The sequence below is a fragment of the Pseudomonas sp. PA27(2017) genome (genome assembly GCF_001945445.1).
Lineage (GTDB): Bacteria > Pseudomonadota > Gammaproteobacteria > Pseudomonadales > Pseudomonadaceae > Aquipseudomonas.
On the sequence record NZ_MSXW01000052.1, the window covers coordinates 60,725 to 76,687 of the forward strand.

The 15,963-nt window shown below is 64.6% G+C and carries 14 protein-coding genes; 4 read left to right on the forward strand and 10 right to left on the reverse strand.

All coding sequences use genetic code 11. From position 1 onward, the window contains the following. Positions 1 to 22: 22 nt before the first annotated feature. Positions 23 to 1,603, reverse strand: coding sequence for a YdgA family protein (locus BVH06_RS19280; protein WP_075935170.1), 1,581 nt, complete (start codon positions 1,601 to 1,603; stop codon positions 23 to 25). Between the two features lie 315 nt (positions 1,604 to 1,918). Here BVH06_RS19280 and BVH06_RS19285 point away from each other — a divergent pair, with 315 nt between their 5' ends. Beyond that, a complete protein-coding gene (locus BVH06_RS19285) occupies positions 1,919 to 2,137 on the forward strand; it encodes a hypothetical protein (protein ID WP_139315684.1) in 219 nt (72 codons plus the stop codon). A 229-nt stretch (positions 2,138 to 2,366) separates the two neighbouring features. Here BVH06_RS19285 and BVH06_RS19290 read toward each other — a convergent pair whose 3' ends face one another. From BVH06_RS19290 to BVH06_RS19305, 4 genes are all read right to left on the reverse strand, one after another. Beyond that, a complete protein-coding gene (locus BVH06_RS19290; protein WP_075935171.1) occupies positions 2,367 to 3,461 on the reverse strand; it encodes a hypothetical protein in 1,095 nt (364 codons plus the stop codon). After that, positions 3,458 to 4,444, reverse strand: coding sequence for a hypothetical protein (locus BVH06_RS19295; RefSeq protein ID WP_075930785.1), 987 nt, complete (start codon positions 4,442 to 4,444; stop codon positions 3,458 to 3,460). Before BVH06_RS19295 ends, BVH06_RS19290 begins: the two co-directional genes overlap by 4 nt. 174 nt (positions 4,445 to 4,618) lie before the next feature. Then, the gene (locus BVH06_RS19300) at positions 4,619 to 5,068 is read right to left on the reverse strand and encodes a MaoC family dehydratase (protein WP_075935172.1); all 450 of its coding nucleotides are present in this window, start codon (positions 5,066 to 5,068) and stop codon (positions 4,619 to 4,621) included. A 45-nt stretch (positions 5,069 to 5,113) separates the two neighbouring features. Further along, complete coding sequence (locus BVH06_RS19305) at positions 5,114 to 5,671, reverse strand: TetR/AcrR family transcriptional regulator (RefSeq protein ID WP_075935173.1); 558 nt, start codon at positions 5,669 to 5,671, stop codon at positions 5,114 to 5,116. 315 nt (positions 5,672 to 5,986) lie between these two features. Here BVH06_RS19305 and BVH06_RS19310 point away from each other — a divergent pair, with 315 nt between their 5' ends. After that, positions 5,987 to 7,090 (forward strand): NADH:flavin oxidoreductase, encoded by a 1,104-nt coding sequence (locus tag BVH06_RS19310; protein ID WP_075935174.1) that lies wholly within the window; start codon positions 5,987 to 5,989, stop codon positions 7,088 to 7,090. A 68-nt stretch (positions 7,091 to 7,158) separates the two neighbouring features. On the opposite strand, the gene BVH06_RS19315 is transcribed toward BVH06_RS19310, so the two are convergent. The 3 genes from BVH06_RS19315 to BVH06_RS19325 all read right to left on the reverse strand — a co-directional run bounded on the left by BVH06_RS19315 (position 7,159) and on the right by BVH06_RS19325 (position 9,791). After that, on the reverse strand, positions 7,159 to 7,698 hold the full coding sequence (locus BVH06_RS19315) for a thioesterase family protein (protein WP_075935175.1): 540 nt from the start codon (positions 7,696 to 7,698) through the stop codon (positions 7,159 to 7,161). Positions 7,699 to 7,809: 111 nt separating this feature from the next. After that, positions 7,810 to 8,088, reverse strand: a complete 279-nt coding sequence (locus tag BVH06_RS19320; RefSeq protein WP_218189502.1) for a hypothetical protein — start codon at positions 8,086 to 8,088, stop codon at positions 7,810 to 7,812. A gap of 98 nt (positions 8,089 to 8,186) precedes the next feature. Then, complete coding sequence (locus BVH06_RS19325) at positions 8,187 to 9,791, reverse strand: histidine kinase famiy protein (protein WP_075935177.1); 1,605 nt, start codon at positions 9,789 to 9,791, stop codon at positions 8,187 to 8,189. 193 nt (positions 9,792 to 9,984) lie between these two features. Between BVH06_RS19325 and BVH06_RS19330 the strand changes: the two genes are divergently transcribed. Beyond that, the gene (locus BVH06_RS19330) at positions 9,985 to 12,804 is read left to right on the forward strand and encodes a PAS domain-containing protein (RefSeq protein ID WP_256562760.1); all 2,820 of its coding nucleotides are present in this window, start codon (positions 9,985 to 9,987) and stop codon (positions 12,802 to 12,804) included. Positions 12,805 to 12,825: 21 nt separating this feature from the next. Here the strand turns inward: BVH06_RS19330 and BVH06_RS19335 are convergent, their stop codons facing one another. After that, positions 12,826 to 13,263: a hemerythrin domain-containing protein gene (locus BVH06_RS19335; RefSeq protein WP_075935178.1), complete on the reverse strand. Its 438-nt coding sequence runs from the start codon at positions 13,261 to 13,263 to the stop codon at positions 12,826 to 12,828. A gap of 214 nt (positions 13,264 to 13,477) precedes the next feature. Between BVH06_RS19335 and BVH06_RS19340 the strand changes: the two genes are divergently transcribed. Then, entirely contained in the window at positions 13,478 to 14,791 is a 1,314-nt protein-coding gene (locus BVH06_RS19340; RefSeq protein ID WP_075929121.1) for a sensor histidine kinase, read from the forward strand. Here BVH06_RS19340 and BVH06_RS19345 read toward each other — a convergent pair. Then, positions 14,766 to 15,923 (reverse strand): phosphatidylserine/phosphatidylglycerophosphate/cardiolipin synthase family protein, encoded by a 1,158-nt coding sequence (locus tag BVH06_RS19345; protein ID WP_075928740.1) that lies wholly within the window; start codon positions 15,921 to 15,923, stop codon positions 14,766 to 14,768. The two genes, BVH06_RS19340 and BVH06_RS19345, sit on opposite strands and share 26 nt — an antisense overlap. Positions 15,924 to 15,963: the final 40 nt, after the last annotated feature.

Below are 15,963 nucleotides of genomic sequence, written 5' to 3' on the forward strand. Positions count from 1 at the left end.
TTTTTGCCATCACGCGATGGGATCACTCAGCCTGATCAGGCGCCTGGGTATCGGCGCCGTCGTCGTAGCCGCCCATGTCTTGCGGGGCGTCATCGCCGTAGGCCGACGCATCATCACCCAGGCCACCGCCCATGCCGCCGGTCTTGGACATCACCAGCATGACGAACTCGTCGACGCTCATGTCCTGGCCGTTGAAGGTCACCTTGTTGTCGGCGTAATGCAGGGTCGACTGCAGGGTCTCGCCTTCCAGGGTCACCAGGCCAGTGCCGAGGGCCATGCCGCTGCCCATCTCGGTCATCATCGCCGCCTGCTGCTCGACAGCCTGGGCATCGGTGACGCCTTCGACCATCGCCTGGATACGCACGCCATCGCCGATCACCGCCTTGGCGACCGACAGTTTGGCATCCAGCTGGCCGATCAGTTGCCGGCCCAGCTCGTCTGGCGGCAGCTCGAAGGATTCTGGCTTGTCCATGTCCACCACCACCCGCAGCGAGGCCTGGCCATGGGGCGTGGTGAGGGTGAAGTTGTCCAGCGCCAGCTGTGGTTTGCCGGCCAGCAGCTTCTCCAGGTCGGCCTTCATGCGCGCCTCTTCGTCGGCCGAAAAGTCGAGCGCGGGGGCCTCTTCACCCAGGGCCTGGGCTTTCTGGATGGGCGTCAGCTTGTCCTGGTAGAGCTTGAACAGCGACTGCAGCGCCGCGCTGTCGAAGTTCTTGATGGCCCACAGGGTGCGCAGGCCGCCGATGTCCTTGCCGTCGTAGCTGACCATGCCCAGGTCATAGCCGATCTGCCCGTTGAGCATGTTGCCGCTTTCCTGCAGGCTGCCGACCTGGGCGATGTCCTTGATCAGCACGGCTGGCTTGTCGCCGACCTTGATCTGCGCGGTGGCCAGCTTGATGCTGCTGTCGCCGACGTAGAAATCGGCGCTACCCAGGCGCTGGTCGCTGGTCACGGTCAGGCCATGCAGGTCGGCCTGTACCGGCGTGTCCTCGGTGCTGGTGATCGACAGGCTGTCCATGGTGCCGCTGACCTGCACTTCCTTGGCGTGCTTGCTGGCCTCGAAGTCCAGGGTCATGCCGGAGAACTTGACCGTAGAGGTTGGCGACGGCGCGAAATCCAGCGGCGTCAGCACCAGTGAGCCACGGCTGGCACCGTCGTAACCCAGGCTGGCCTGGCCAGTGAGCGGCGCGGCGCCCTTGGCGGCATCGAACCACTTCTGGGTCAGCTCGTTGGGTTCCAGCTGGTAATTGCTGGCGACCATGACCGGCCACAGGTTCAGGCGCATCAGGCGCGACAGCGGCAGCGGGCCGTGCTCGATGTTGTCCAGCAGCAGCACTTCCATATGCCGCGTCTCGCCCTCTTCGGACGGCGCATCGAAGCTGAATTTGTAGCGTGCGGTGCTGGTGAACAGACGGGTCTCCAGCGACACCAACTCCAGCTTGAAGCTGGCTCCGGTGCCCAGCAGCGCTTCGGCGCCCTGGCGGTTGGATTCCTCGATGAGGTCGTTGAGAACGCCGGGCAACTGGGTGCCGGTGTACCAGGCGCCGGCCGTGCTGAGTGCGCCAACCGCCACCAGCCCTACTGCTACTGCTGCTAATTTGTTCATCGTCTGCTCAATGCATGTCCATGATGGGAATGTTCGGCCTTCCTGGCCTGGCGCATGGTGCGCATGCTGCGAAAGGCGGCGAGCATCTTAGCATCCTGGCGGTTATGGCACTGTGCGAGCGCTCTCCATTTTCTCGCCACAATCGCGGTTTCCGTGCTCAGGGTTGAGCCCGACCGGTCACTCATCGGCAGGCCGGCCGCAACCGCCAACTTCTCCTGAATCCTTGCGCCTCGTCCGTAGTCATACCTCACCAGTAGGGCATGGAATCATCCGTGCCCAAGCCGGCCAGCTACAGGCCATGACCGAGGTGCGCAAATGGCTACACAGAGTGAACGAGTGCTCGAACAGGCCATAATGGCCATGCTGGGCGCCTGCATCGACCTGGGCTACGACGTCGACAAGCTGGCTAAAAAGGCCCAGGTGCTGGTTCTCGACAACAGCAAGTACAACTACGTCGAGCAACCCATGCCCTCGACTCCCCACGAAGCCATCGAACGCGCCCTGTCGACGATCAAGAGCGCGCCGCGGATTTGAGCGATCAGGTGGGTGGCGCTCTGGTCGTCTGCCGATGCGATCAGCAATGGTGGGCGGATCGGGCCGTGCAGGCCATGCATCGCTGCCTGAGTAACTAACTGCGGGAGCGGGAGGCGACACCTAGCCCATGCCGGCGTTTTTTTCTCGGGCATGGCCCGCTCCCACAGGAGCTCACCTATAGGCTGCACGTGTTCGATTCCCAGTATTCGGCTTTCCCCTCGAGAAACCTCTAAGGATCGATCTTGCGCCGTAGCCACGAGAACGGCGCCAGCACCCAGAACAGCCCATAGGCCAGCGCCCGCGTGCACACCCTTGCCAGCAACGGCGCCGGTCGCCAGTGCGGCTCGGCAACGAAGGCACCAGCCGGGCGAAAGTGCGCCAGCGGGCGGGTCAAAAAGCCCTGCCAGAGACCGTCCCGCGAGATGGCCACGCCGAGGTTTTCCGGGATGAAGAATCCCGAGTGACCGTACCCGTCGGCGCGCACGTTGAGCGTCGACGCCGCCAGGTAGCCCACCGTCCCGCCCGGCCCGGCGCCGGGAATGGCGTACTGAGCGAACGGCACGGCGCGATCCTGACCGCCGACATGGTTGAGCACCGCCTCCACCCGCCCCTGCTGGATGAGCCGATCCCAGTCGAAATCCGGGCGCACGATGCTCGCTGCGGTGATGATGCGACCGAACTTCAGGTCGGCGAACTCGGGGTTCTCCAGCACCCGCGCCAGCAGCAGCGTGCCAAAACTGTGGGCGATGATGTCCGGCCTGTCGGGCAGACGGCTCTTTTGCGCCTCTGCGATGGCGATGCGCATGCGCTCGCCCAGGCGTCTGGCAAGGCGTTCATGCAGCCAGCGGGCGAACACGTCGATGGTCGCCCAGCCGTACTTGTAGATCAGCACCGGCGCCGAATAGCTGAGCCGGTTGGCGATTTCCCAACTGAACGCTTCCTGCCATTTGGCCCGGCTGTTCATGCCATGGATCACGATCACCCAGCGAATGTCGCGGCTGCTCTCACCCACCAGCCGGTAGTTGGGTTCGACCTCGGGCTCGACGCCCTGCTGCTGAAAGTCGGCTTGGCAGAACGGGCAGACCGTATTGGCCACGCCTGCCGGCAACAAACGCGCGCACCCCGCCATGGGGCAACGATAGGCATCGCGGCGCTCGGCGGCCTGGGCGCTGGCCAGGCCATCGAGAAATGCCTGTAACCCGCTGTCGTCGGGCGACGCCTCGACCGCTTGGGCGAACTGCGCCTGGGTGAACTCCAGCTCGACGCCCTGACCCAGCCGCCGGTCGATTTCCGCCTGCCAGCGGTCTGGCCGTGCACTGTTCATGGCGCGCTGTTATACGCCCAGAGCAGCTCGACGATGCGCAGCACGTCTTCACGCTTGCACTGCGCCCAGATGCGCAGCCGCGCTTCACGGCCATAGACCTGCACGGCGATGCGCCGACTGGTGCCGTGTTCTTCGGCGGCGAAATGCAGCATGCCCTGGGCACGGTCGAACTGGCCGGTGTCCACCGCCTGCAGCACCACACGCACCGGTTCCACGGCGTCGATGCCGCCGTCGGCCAGGGTCGAGGCCATCTCCACATAGCCGCCATCGAGTTCGAAGCGGGTCGAATGCACGCCCTTACCCTTGCTCGCCGCCACCTTGACGGCCTGGTCGAGGGGAATGGGTTTCGCCGGGGCGTCCGGGCAACCGATGGTGGCCAGCGTGCGGCGGATGTCCTGAAAGACCGCCTTGTGATCGATCTCGGGGTTGCGGTGAATCAGTACCAGGCAGTAAGAATCGGCAAAGCGCCATTCGAAGCGCACCACGCTGCGATCCAGGCGCTGCCGGTAGGCGTCGAAGCGGTAGTGCTCCAGCCCTTCTTCAAGGGTGAAATCTTTGGGTTTGAAGCGATTCCAGCCGGCCTTGCCCTGATGCCAGAGCAGCGACAGGCTAGTGTCGGACAACGCGATATGGGTGAGCGTCAGGGCCTCCGGGAAATCCAGGCTGGCGCTGGCGCCGAGCGCTTCGGCATGAGGGCTCGCGGCGATACCGGCGGCCAGCCGCGCCCCATCCACCTCGGGCGGCGCGATCAGATAAAGGTGCTGGTCGCCCCAACCCTCGACTTCCGCCAGCCAGGCTTCGAGCTTTTCCTGGGTCAGCTCGTCGGCATCGATGGCGGCATCCAGGTTGGCAGCGAAGTCCTCCTTGGTCGCGCCGATTCTGGCCGTGGTGCTGCGCAGCAGCTCCTTGATGAAGGCATTACCCTGGGCGACGATCACCCGTCGCACCAGCTCCTTGAGTTGCGGTTTGCTCAGCGAATCCATGCCCTCTCCCGGCGGTACGAAGCGTCCTATGCTGCGGCACGACATAGCTATACGCCATCATACTGTCTGGAGAGAGATTTGGCTCGATCAGCGTGCTTCAGCAACTATCCGAACAGTGCCAGCAGCCTGCCTCGCTGGCAGTGCATTGGAACGCCAGCGAGTCAGGTATGTCGCTCAACTACGCCGCTGCACCACCAGATTGCCCACGGAAACCTGTACGACCTGATCGTGCTGATTCAGGGTGGTGGTGCGCAGCTTGACCAGGCCCTGGGTAGGTTTGCTCCTGGACGGTCGCACCTCCAGCACCTCGAGCTCGACCCGTAGCTCATCGCCGGGCCGCACCGGCAGCGGCCACCGCAGTTCGTCGAAACCGGCGCCGATGATGCCGCCGGCCAGCTTCGGCTCGCAGTCCACCAGCAGGCGCATGGTCATTGCCGCAGTGTGCCAGCCACTGGCCGCCAGCGAGCCGAACAGCGACTGTCGCGCTGCTTCGTTATCGAGATGAAAAGGCTGCGGGTCGAACTCACGGGCAAAAGCCTTGATGGCGTCTTCGTCGACGCGCGCCCGGGTGGCGCCGGTGAAACGCTGCCCGGGGGTGAGGTCATCGAGGTAGTGAAGGGTCATGGCGGTCTCCCTGTACGTGGCGAATGCGCATCGGTGAACGGCGTGTCAGCGTGTACCGTCGGGCTGCGGCGCGCGGCAGGCGCTGAGGATTTCATCGGCCAGGGGCGAGTCATCCGGGCAGGCGCGTGACAGCACGATGGCGCCAACGGCCTGGGAGAGCTGGCCAATGAGCCTGGCCCGCTGCTGCTCGTCCGCTTCCTGCTCGCCATTGCGCGCCAAGCTGGTGAGCAGGGCCTCGATGGCGTCGGCGAAGATGGTCTTCAGCGCTTCGGGCTGGCGCGCCGCATCGCCGCCAAGGGCGGAAAGCGTGCAGCCGTGGTCGCGGGTATCGCGGTGCTTGCGCGTCAGATAGAGATCGAAGAACCGCTGCGCATTCAGCTCTTGGCTGCGCTCCAGGGTTTGCGCGATGCCGCAGGCCGCGGACTCCGCCATCAGCTCCGCCTTGGAAGCGAAGTGCTTGTAGAAGCCGCCATGGGTGAAGCCAGCAGCAGCCATCAGCTCCGCTACGCCCACGCCGTCGAAACCCCGCTCACGGAACAGCTGCGATGCCGTTTCCACGATCAGCGCCCGGTTCGCCTGGGCCTGGGCTTTGCTCACGCGCATATCGCCGCCTCTGCATTGATGCTCGATTCAGTGACCTCACTATACATAGATGTCGATCATAATCAAAAAGAATTGACAAAAAAGATTATGAACATAATCTTAATCATCGACGGCAACCTGTCTCGGTATTCGCGCTATGAATGGCGTACGTATCAGCGGCGCGCCAACGCTTGCAACGCGATAAAGGTCATGGGCATATGGCGGCGCTTCGCTGTCGATTGCGGCCGGCATCGCGCGCCCAGTCCTCCAGCCCTACCTTGACGTGCAAGCAGCAGCCGCTGACTGCAGCGGCCATTCAACCGAGATGAGGTCTCCATGTCCGATGACGTTCTGTTCAGCCCTTTCAAGCTGAAAAGCCTGGCACTCCCCAACCGTATCGTCATGGCGCCGATGACCCGCGCCATGGCGCCAAAAGGTATTCCAGCCGAGGCACATGCCGAGTACTACCGCCGCCGCGCCGAAGGCGGTGTCGGCCTGATTCTCACCGAGGGCACGGTGATCGACCGCCCGGCCTCGCGCAACATGCCGGGCATCCCCTTCTTCCACGGCGACGTGGCGCTGGCCGGCTGGGGTGAAATAGCAAAGGCCGTGCATGCCGCTGGCGGGCTTATCGGGCCGCAGATCTGGCACACCGGCTCGACCCGTGGCCAGGGCGGCTGGGAGCCTGAAGCACCGGTGGAGAGCCCAAGCGGGCTGGTGGGGCCGAATGATCCGCGCGGCACGGAAATGAGCCTGGAAGACATCGCCGACACGGTGGCCGCCTTCGCCAAGGCCGCTGCCGATGCCAAGCGCCTTGGCTTCGATACCGTGGAGCTGCACGGCGCCCACGGTTACCTGATCGACCAGTTCTTCTGGCCCGGTACCAACACCCGCACCGACGCCTTTGGCGGTGCCACGATCGCCGAGCGCTCGCGCTTCGCCGCCGAGGCGGTTCGCGCGGTACGAGCCGCAGTGGGCGAGGACTTCCCGCTGATCCTGCGTGTCAGCCAGTGGAAGCAGCAGGACTACGCCGCGCGCCTGGCCACTACGCCGGAACAGATGAGCGAATGGCTGGCACCGCTGGTCGAGGCCGGCGTGGATGTACTGCACTGCTCGCAGCGGCGTTTCTGGGAACCGGAGTTTCCGGAACTGGACGGCGCCGAGGGCCTGAACTTCGCCGGTTGGGCGAAGAAGCTCACCGGTGCGGCGACCATCAGCGTCGGCTCGGTGGGGCTCGACGGCGACTTCTTCGGCGCCTTCGGCGGCAAGGGCTCCGGCGCTGCGGTGCTGGACAACCTGCACCTGCGCATGGAGCGTGAGGAGTTCGACCTGATTGCCGTAGGCCGCGTGCTGATTTCCGATGCCGGCTGGGCCAACAAGGTGCGCAATGGCGAGCCGCTGCCAGGCTTCAACGCCGCCGACCTCGCGACGCTGGCCTGAAGGCCAGGCTGCAAAAAAAACGCGGGCCAGACGGCCCGCGTTTTTCCTCCTGACGCAATCGCCCGCCCCTATTGCTCCTCACCCCGCAGCTGAGCGCTCAACCCGTCGCAACTCACAGACCATTCACTGAGCCAGTCCGCCAGCGCTGGCGATTGCTCTGGCAGGCCGAGCTCGACGGCGAAGTCGGCCGGCGGGACGTTGCCGTGCCGGCCGCGAAACAGGCCGCGCATGATCACCACGCAAGCCACTCGGCCATCCTTGACGAAGCGGTGCTCCATGAAGCTCCACTTGTCGTCCCAACCCAGCATACGGGTGTGGATTTCGAAGCGCTCGAACAGTCGCAACTCTCGGCGAAACTTGCCCCATACGTCACCGACGATGGGCAGCGCGCGCTGGCGGAGCGCCACCCGGAACGCGCCGCTGCGCAGCACGTAGTCCATACGCCCGATATCGGCGAGGGTGAAGTAGCGACCGTTGGTGACGTGACGATTCAGGTCGAGATCCAGCGGCCAAACGCGCATGCGCACCACGGTGGTATCGAACGCCGAAACGGGTTTGCGCCAGGGCCGGCGCAACAGCATCAGGAAAAGACGAAACCAGAGATTCATGGGGCGACGGCCTGTACCAGCGAAAGGGCTCCACTTTATACAGCGCGTCTTCAGGCACGGTAGCTGCGAAACAGCCGTTTGCGAGGGGATTTGTGCATGCCGCAACCGAAATCAGCGGTTGGGAGCGGAGTCGGCATCCTGAATGAGATGATCGGTTGGTATCGAAGCGGTTATGCCGTCGAGTTCCTGCAAGCGCTTGACCTGGGCAATGAAGTCCAGCATCACCGCTTGCACGAGGGCGCCGTTGCCCAGTTGCGACGTACTCAAGTGCCGTTGGCCTAGGCATTGCCCGTCGGCGGACATCGCCTTGAAGCAGATGCCGGTAGGGCATCGTTCAAGTTCGAGCTGGCAGCCGGTTTCCGTCTTGAATCTGCTGATGTATTTGTCCATACCTGTGTGAGGCGGATACATGCAGAACAGTTCGTATAGTCTTGCGACCACTCGTCCGGCGCCGCAGCGCGCCATTGCGGCGCCTGCGGCTGCCTGCTTCAACCCACGCCGGTGGGCCCGTCGATCACCTGGCGTACCTTGCGCGCCAGCTCGTTTGGCACGTACGGCTTGGAGATCACGTCGTACTCGCTGCCGCCGGCATCGGTGCGTTCCAGCGAGTTCTCCGCATAGCCGGTGGTCAGCAACACCTTGAGGCCCGGCTTGCGACGCCGCGCTTCGCGCGCCAGCATCACGCCGTTCATGCCGCCGGGCATGATCAGATCGGTGAACAGCAGGTCGTAGTCGGCCACGTCCAGGCGCAGCAGCGCTTCGCGCGCATTGAGGGCGATGTCGGCGACGTAGCCGTAGTCCTCCAGCACCATGCGGGCGAGGTCGGCTACGTCAGGGCGGTCCTCGACCACCAGCACCCGCTCGGTGCCGTTGCGCTCGTTGGTACGTTCCTTGGCCGGGCTGTGGATCACCTGGCTGTCGTCGGCCGGGAAGTACAGGCGCAATGTGGTGCCCACGCCCTCCTCGGAGTAGATGCGCACGGTGCCACCGGATTGCTTGACGAAGCCATAGACCATCGACAGGCCGAGCCCGGAGCCCTTGCCTTCATCCTTGGTGGTGAAGAACGGGTCCATCACCCGGCTGCTCACGCTGTCGGACATACCCATGCCGTTGTCGGTGATCGCCACGCTGACGTAACGCCCGGGCATCAGCCCGTCGTAGGACATGCTGCCCAGTTCTTCGACCGTCACGTTCTTGGTTTCGATATGCACCACGGGCTGCTCGCGCCCTTCCAGGGCGTCGCGGGCGTTGATCAGAATATTGAGGAACGCCACCTCGGCCTGGGTCGGGTCGATGCGGCAATTCCACAGAGTCTTGTCGAGCGTCAGGCGCAGATTGGCATGCCCCAGGGTACGTTCGCCGAGCTCCTGAAAACCGCTGATCAGGCCATTGAGGTTGAGCACCCGGCCTTCGAGCTTCTGCTTGCGCGAGAACGCCAGCAGTTGCTGGGTCAGCGTGGCAGCGCGGTCGGCGGCGTTGCGGGCGTTGTTGACGCAACGCAGGATACGATCCTGATCGTATTCGGGCTTGCTGGCCGAGCGCTCGAGCACCTCCAGATAGCCGATCATCACCTGCAGCAGGTTGTTGAAATCGTGAGCGATGCCGCCGGTCAGCTGGCCCAGCGCTTCCATCTTCTGCGCCTGGCGCAGGCCCTCCTCGGCATCGCGACGGCGGCTGATGTCCAGCTGCGAGGCAAAGAAGTAGATCAGCTCGCCGGCATCGTTGTACACCGGCGAGATGAACAGCGCATTCCAGAACGTGGAGCCGTCCTTGCGGTAGTTGATCAATTCCACCGAGATTTCCCGGCGCGCATGGATGGCCTCGCGTACCTGGGTCACCACCGAGCGATCGGTTTCCGAGCCCTGCAGGAATCGGCAGTTCTTACCGACGATCTCTTCCGAGTCGTAACCGGTCATCTCCAAAAAGGCGTTGTTGGCGAAGATGATCGGGTTGTCGGGCCGATTGGGGTCGGTGACGATCATCGGCATGCGGGTGGTTTCCACCGCTGCGAAGAAGATGTTCTTGCCCGAGCCGGAAATGTCCCCTGACGAGGCGTTATCAACCCGGAAGTCCTGCTTGCCACCTGTCGGCATCGGCTTACCTATCACGCTGCTGGCGAGGCCGGATGTAGCGCCCCTGTCCTCGATTCGAGCAGCGAGGCGGCGAGAAGTTCTACATCGAATGGGCGCTGTACAAGCCTGTGCCGACGTTTCGCCTTTCACTGCCAGAATTATCGTCAATCGCTGAAAATCAGCGCAGATGCTGCTGTTTACCGCGTGCCTACCAATGGCACACTTGCAGCCTGACTCGCATTACCAGCGCAAGGTTCGCACCGTGCCTTACATCTTCGACGATTTCGATTGGGCCGCCACTCCGCTGGGCGCTCAGCACAACTGGCCAACCGAGCTGCGCACAACCTGCGCGATCATGCGCAACAGCAGCTTTGCGATGTGCGCAGTCTGGGGTCGCGAGCGAACCTTTCTCTACAACGATTGCTACGCAGCGCTTCTCGGCGAGCAGCACCCTGGCGCACTGGGTCAGCCTATCGAGACGGCCTGGGCCCAGGTGTGGCCGACTCTTGGTCCATTGGTGGAACGAGTGCTTCGCGGAGAACCCGTGCATGACGAGAACATGCCGCTGGTGCTCTACCGCAACGGCTACCCCGAAGATACCTACTGGACCTTTTCCTACAGCCCACTGACCGACGCGAGCGGAGCCGTGGCCGGCTTTTTGAACGTGGCCATCGAAACCACTCAGGTGGTCACCATCGAACAGCCAGCCGTTGCCAACGCCGAACGGGTGCAACTGGCGCTGGCCGCCGGAGCGATCATCGGCACCTGGTTCTGGGATTTGCCTACCAACCGATTCACCGTCGACGAAGCGTTCGCCCGCAGCTTCGGCCTCGACCCGGCGATGGGCCGCAGCGGCCTAAGCCTGCAGCAGGTGGTCGCCACGGTTCACCCCGACGACATCGACAGCCTGCACGAAGCGATCAGCCAGGCCATCGCCCGCGGTGGCCCCTACGCTCATCAGTACCGCGTGCGCCGCGCCGATGGCCGTTATTACTGGCTGGAAGCCAACGGCCGCGTCGAATTGGCAGCCGATGGCACGGGCCTGAGCTTTCCCGGCGTGCTGATCAACGTCGAAGAGCGGCGCGCCATCGAAGGCGAACGTGACCGGGCCATCGCCCGGGTCATGGCGCTCAATGCCGAGCTGGAGCAGAAGGTCATCGCCCAGACCTTCGAACGCGGCCGTACGTGGCAGATCACTCCCGACCTGCTCGGCGTGCTCAACCACGACGGCTACTTCGAAGCCACTAACCCGGCATGGCAGGTCACCTTGGGCTGGTCCGAGGAAGAGCTGGCCAGCGTGCACTTCCTCGAATTCGTCCACCCCAAGGATCAGGCCGGCACGCAAAACGTGTGGCGCAAGTTCAAGGAGGCCGGCGAGCCGGCGTTGGGTCTGGAACATCGCTTCCGCTGCCGCAACGGCGAATGGCGCTGGTTGTCCTGGGTAGCCGTGCCCGATGGCCGCAAGACCTACTGCTCGGCACGCGACATCACCCGCGAGAAGCTCAACCGCGCCGAACTGCGCAAGCGCACCGCCGAGCGCGACCGCTTGTGGGAAAGCACCAATGACCTGATGGGCTCGGCGGGACTGGACGGCTATTTCAAGACCATCAACCCGGCCTGGACCCAGTTGCTCGGTTGGGACGCGGAAAAGCTTCTGAGCATCCCTTTTCTCGACGTGGTGGTCGAGGACGACTGGGCCGACGTACTCGACCTCATGGAGCGCCTGGGCAAGGGCGAAAAGGTTAGCGGCTTCACCAGCCGTTTGCGCAGCAACAGCGGCGAGACACGCTCGTTCATGTGGACCGCCGCGCCGGATCCATCAGGGCGAATCTTCCATTTCGTCGGCCGCGACGTCACTGCCCAGCACATGGCCGAGGAGTCGCTGCGCCAGTCGCAGAAAATGGAAGCCATCGGCCAGTTGACCGGCGGCCTGGCCCACGACTTCAACAACTTGCTGGCGGGCATTTCCGGCGCATTGGAGCTGATGCACCTGCGTATCGAACAGGGCCGCTTCCACGAGCTCGGGCGGTACATGGGCGCCGCGGAAACCGCCACCCGCCGCGCCGCCGCCCTGACCCACCGCCTGCTGGCCTTTTCGCGCCGGCAGACGCTGCTGCCCAAGCCCACCGACGCCAACGCGCTGATCGCCGGCATGTTGGAAATGATCCAGCGCACTGTCGGCCCGGGCATCCGCCTGGAAAGCGATCTGCAGGCCGACCTGTGGACGGCACTGGTGGATGCCTCGCAGTTGGAGAACACCCTGCTCAACCTGTGCATCAACGCCCGGGACGCCATGCCGAGCGGCGGCGTGATCAAGAGCACCACCCGCAATCTGCACATCGACGCGCCCCAAGCCGCAGCGCTCAACCTGCCCGAGGGGCCGTACCTGAGCCTGGCGGTCAGCGACGAAGGCGTGGGCATGCCGCCGCAGGTAGTCGCCCGGGCGGTGGAGCCCTTTTTCACCACCAAGCCGATCGGCGAAGGCACCGGCCTGGGGCTTTCCATGGCCTATGGGTTCGCCAAGCAATCCGGCGGGCAGATGCGCATCGTCTCGGTGGTCGGCGAAGGCACGGTAGTGACTCTGTACCTGCCCCGCCACAGCGGCAACCCACAAAGCGAGGCCGAGCCGGACACCATGGCCGCACTCGAGCCCGTGACGGAGCGGCAAGGCAAGACCGTACTGGTGGTCGATGACGAGCCGACCATTCGCCTGCTGGTGACGGACGTGCTGGAAGAGCTGGGCCTGAAGGTCATCGAGGCCAGCGACAGCGCAGCGGGCATCAGCCTGCTGCACTCGGACGCCGTCATCGACCTGCTGATAAGTGACGTCGGCCTGCCCGGCGGCATGAACGGCCGGCAGATGGCCGACGCCGGAAGGCTGGTCAGGCCGGCCATGCCGGTGCTGTTGATCACCGGTTATGCGGAGAATTCACTGCTGACCGACGGGCAACTGGCACCCGGCATCACCGTACTGACCAAGCCGTTCAGCCTCGACGCGCTGGCCTCGCGGGTGCGTGAACTGCTCGCCGAGTGACGAGCACGGGGCAAACGCCGGTCAGTCCAGCGCCTGCTCGTAGTCTTTCACATACTGGTTGGCCAGGGTGGTCTTCTGCTGGTCGGTGAGCATCTTGCCGGCCTGCTGGAAGAAGGTGTGCTCTTCGTCCTCCAGGTGATGGAAGATCTTGTCCTTGAGCCTGCGCGCCGTGGCGATCCACGATGGGCTGGATGGGTCGGTGTCTTCCAGGGTTTCCAGCAACTCGTCCATCTCATGGTGCTCGGCCACGCCATGGCGAGACAGGTCCACGCCCGCGTCGTGCTTCATAAGTGGCGAATAGAAGAACCGCTCCTCGGCCCGGGCATGGGCCAGCAATTCGTCCTTCAGCTCACTGTAACGCTGGGCTCGCTCGGGGGAATCGCCCGTGGTGGCGAGCAACGCCTCGGCCATCGCCCGCTGACGGTCATGGCTCTCACGCAACGCTTGGAATATCTGCATGCAATCACCTCATCGGCTAACGACTGTTCGCGGCCTTTCAAGGCCATCTGCAGGTTGTGACCGAAGCGGTGAAAAGCGGGTTCACACTTTCAAGCGCAGGACTTCCGGCAGCTAGCGTGTGTCCTGACCGATGCGCCAGCAGAACCGACAAGTCGCTTGCCACCTGTACAGCGTACAGCGCATCATGCCGCCACTCCTTGCGCGGTACCCCCCGATGCCCCATCGCCCTGCCCCTGCGCCGCACGACGAAGAAGTGCGCGTGCTCTCGCTCGAACACCTCGACATCCTCGATTCGGCACCCGAGCAGAATTTCGACGATGTGGTGCTGCTGGCAACCTCTCTGTGCGACACCCCAATTGCCCTGGTTTCCCTGGTCGATCGCGAGCGCCAGTGGTTCAAGGCCTGCGTCGGCCTGGACGTACGCGAGACTCACCGTGACCTGGCGTTCTGCGCCCATGCGATTCTCGAGCCCGATGACGTACTGGTGGTCGAGGACGCGCTGCTGGACCCGCGCTTCCAGCACAGTGCCCTGGTACTCGGCGAACCATACATCCGCTTCTATGCCGGCGCGCCGATTCGCACCGACGCCGGCCAACCGCTGGGCACCGTATGCGTAATCGACACGCGACCACGTAGCCTTGCCGAGCACCAGCGCCGGGCGCTGCAGGCTCTGGCCCGGCAGACCGCGGCGCTGCTGCAGTTGCGCCTGTTGGAATCGCAGCGCGAGCGGCGTGCCAATGCCTTGCTCGATGAGCTGGAACAGGCCCAGGCGCGTCACCGCGAGGCCGAGCAGTCGCTACGTCACGCGCGCCGCGTGTCCTCCCTCGGCATGCTCACTGCCAGCATCGCCCATGATGTCAACAATCTGCTGCAGGTGCTCAGCACCAGCCTGCAGATGGCCCAGCTAAGGGCTCGGCGCCCGGCGGAGGTGGAGCGTTTCGCGCAGACCGGCCTGCAGGCGGTGGAGCAAGGCGGCAAGCTGATCCGCCAGTTGCTCGCCAACGTCCGCCAGGACGGCCCGGAGCTGGTGTGCATCGATATCAGCGAACGCCTCGATGCCGCACGCGAGCTGCTGGCCGGCACCCTGGGCGACGCCATCACCCTGAATTTCGACCTGAGCGCGCGCAATGTCGGTGTGATGTGCGACGAGGTGCAGTTGCAAGCGGTGGTGCTCAATCTGCTCAGCAATGCTCGGGACGCGATGCAGGGCCGTGGTCAGGTGCTGATCGCCACGCGCCAGCAGCAACTGGTAGGCGACGAGCAACTGAGCGACGGCAATTACCTGGTGCTCAGCGTTCGCGACGATGGCCCGGGCATGAGCGCCGAGCTGGCAGCGAAGGTTTTCGACCCCTTCTTCACCACCAAGCAGGCCGGCAAGGGCACCGGCCTGGGCCTGGCCCAGGCCCGCGAGTTCGCCAATACCACGGGCGGCGACGTCCGGGTGGAAACGGCGCCAGGCGTCGGCACCACCATGCGCCTGTACCTGCGCATCCTGGGGCGTATCAGCGGCGTCGATCGAGCAGGTTGACGATCAGCCTGTCCGCCCAGCCCCAGATGCGTTGACGCACGCGCGTCCAGAACGGACGTGCCTGCCACATCTGCAGATCGACCTCGCGACTCTGCGGGAAATCGGTCTCGAAGCTCTGCTGCACCGCCGTGGTGAAGGCCGCGTCCAGCGTCTCGACGTTGGCATCGAGGTTGAAGCGCAGGTTCCAGTGATCGAAGTTGCAGGAGCCGACACTGGTCCAGTCATCCACCAGCACCATCTTGAGGTGCAGGAAGCGCGGGCGGAACTCGAAGATGCGCACGCCGGCACGCAGCAACCGCGGGTAGTAACGCTGCCCGGCAAAGCGCACCGGCGGGTTGTCGGTGTGCCGGCCGCTGAGCAGCAGGCGTACGTCGACGCCCCGGCCTGCTGCCTTGCGCAGCGCCCGGCGCACGCGCCAGGTGGGCAGGAAGTACGGCGTGGCCAACCACACCCGGTGCTGGGCGCCGTTGAGCGCGCGGACCAGCGATTGCAGTATGTCGCGGTGCTGGCGTGCATCGGCATAGGCCACCCGCCCCCAGCCGGCGCCCTCTGCCGGACGATGGGGCAAGGGCTGGCGGTGAGGCGTGAGATAGGGGCGCCAGGCAAAGCGCGAATTGTTGGCCTGCCACTGGCGGTCGAACAGCTGCAGCCAGTCGGCTACCAGCGGCCCGCCGATCTCCACCATCACTTCGTGCCAGGCGCTCTCGGGCTCACCTGGCGTCCAGAATTCATCGGTCGAGCCGGTGCCGCCGACGAAGGCCACCTGGTCATCGACCACCAGCAGCTTGCGGTGGTCGCGATACAGGTTGCGAACGCCACGCCGCCAGCGCAGCGGGTTGTACCAGCGCAACTGGATGCCGGCGTCGAGCATGCGCTGGCGGTCGGCGGCATTCAGCGCCTGGCAACCGAAGGCGTCGAACAGGCAGCGCACTGCCACGCCGCGCTCGGCCGCGTCGCAAAGGGCACGCAACAGCGCATCGGTACAGGCGCTGCTGCACACCAGGTACTGTTCGAGTTCGACCGTTTCACGGGCAGCGTCGATGCAGGCAATCATCCGCGGGAAGAACGCCGGGCCATCGTTGAGCAGCGTGAACTGGTTGCCCTGGCGCCAGGGAAAGACCTGACCGGGCATCAGTGACCCACACACGAGAGAGGGAAAAAGCGGTGCATGA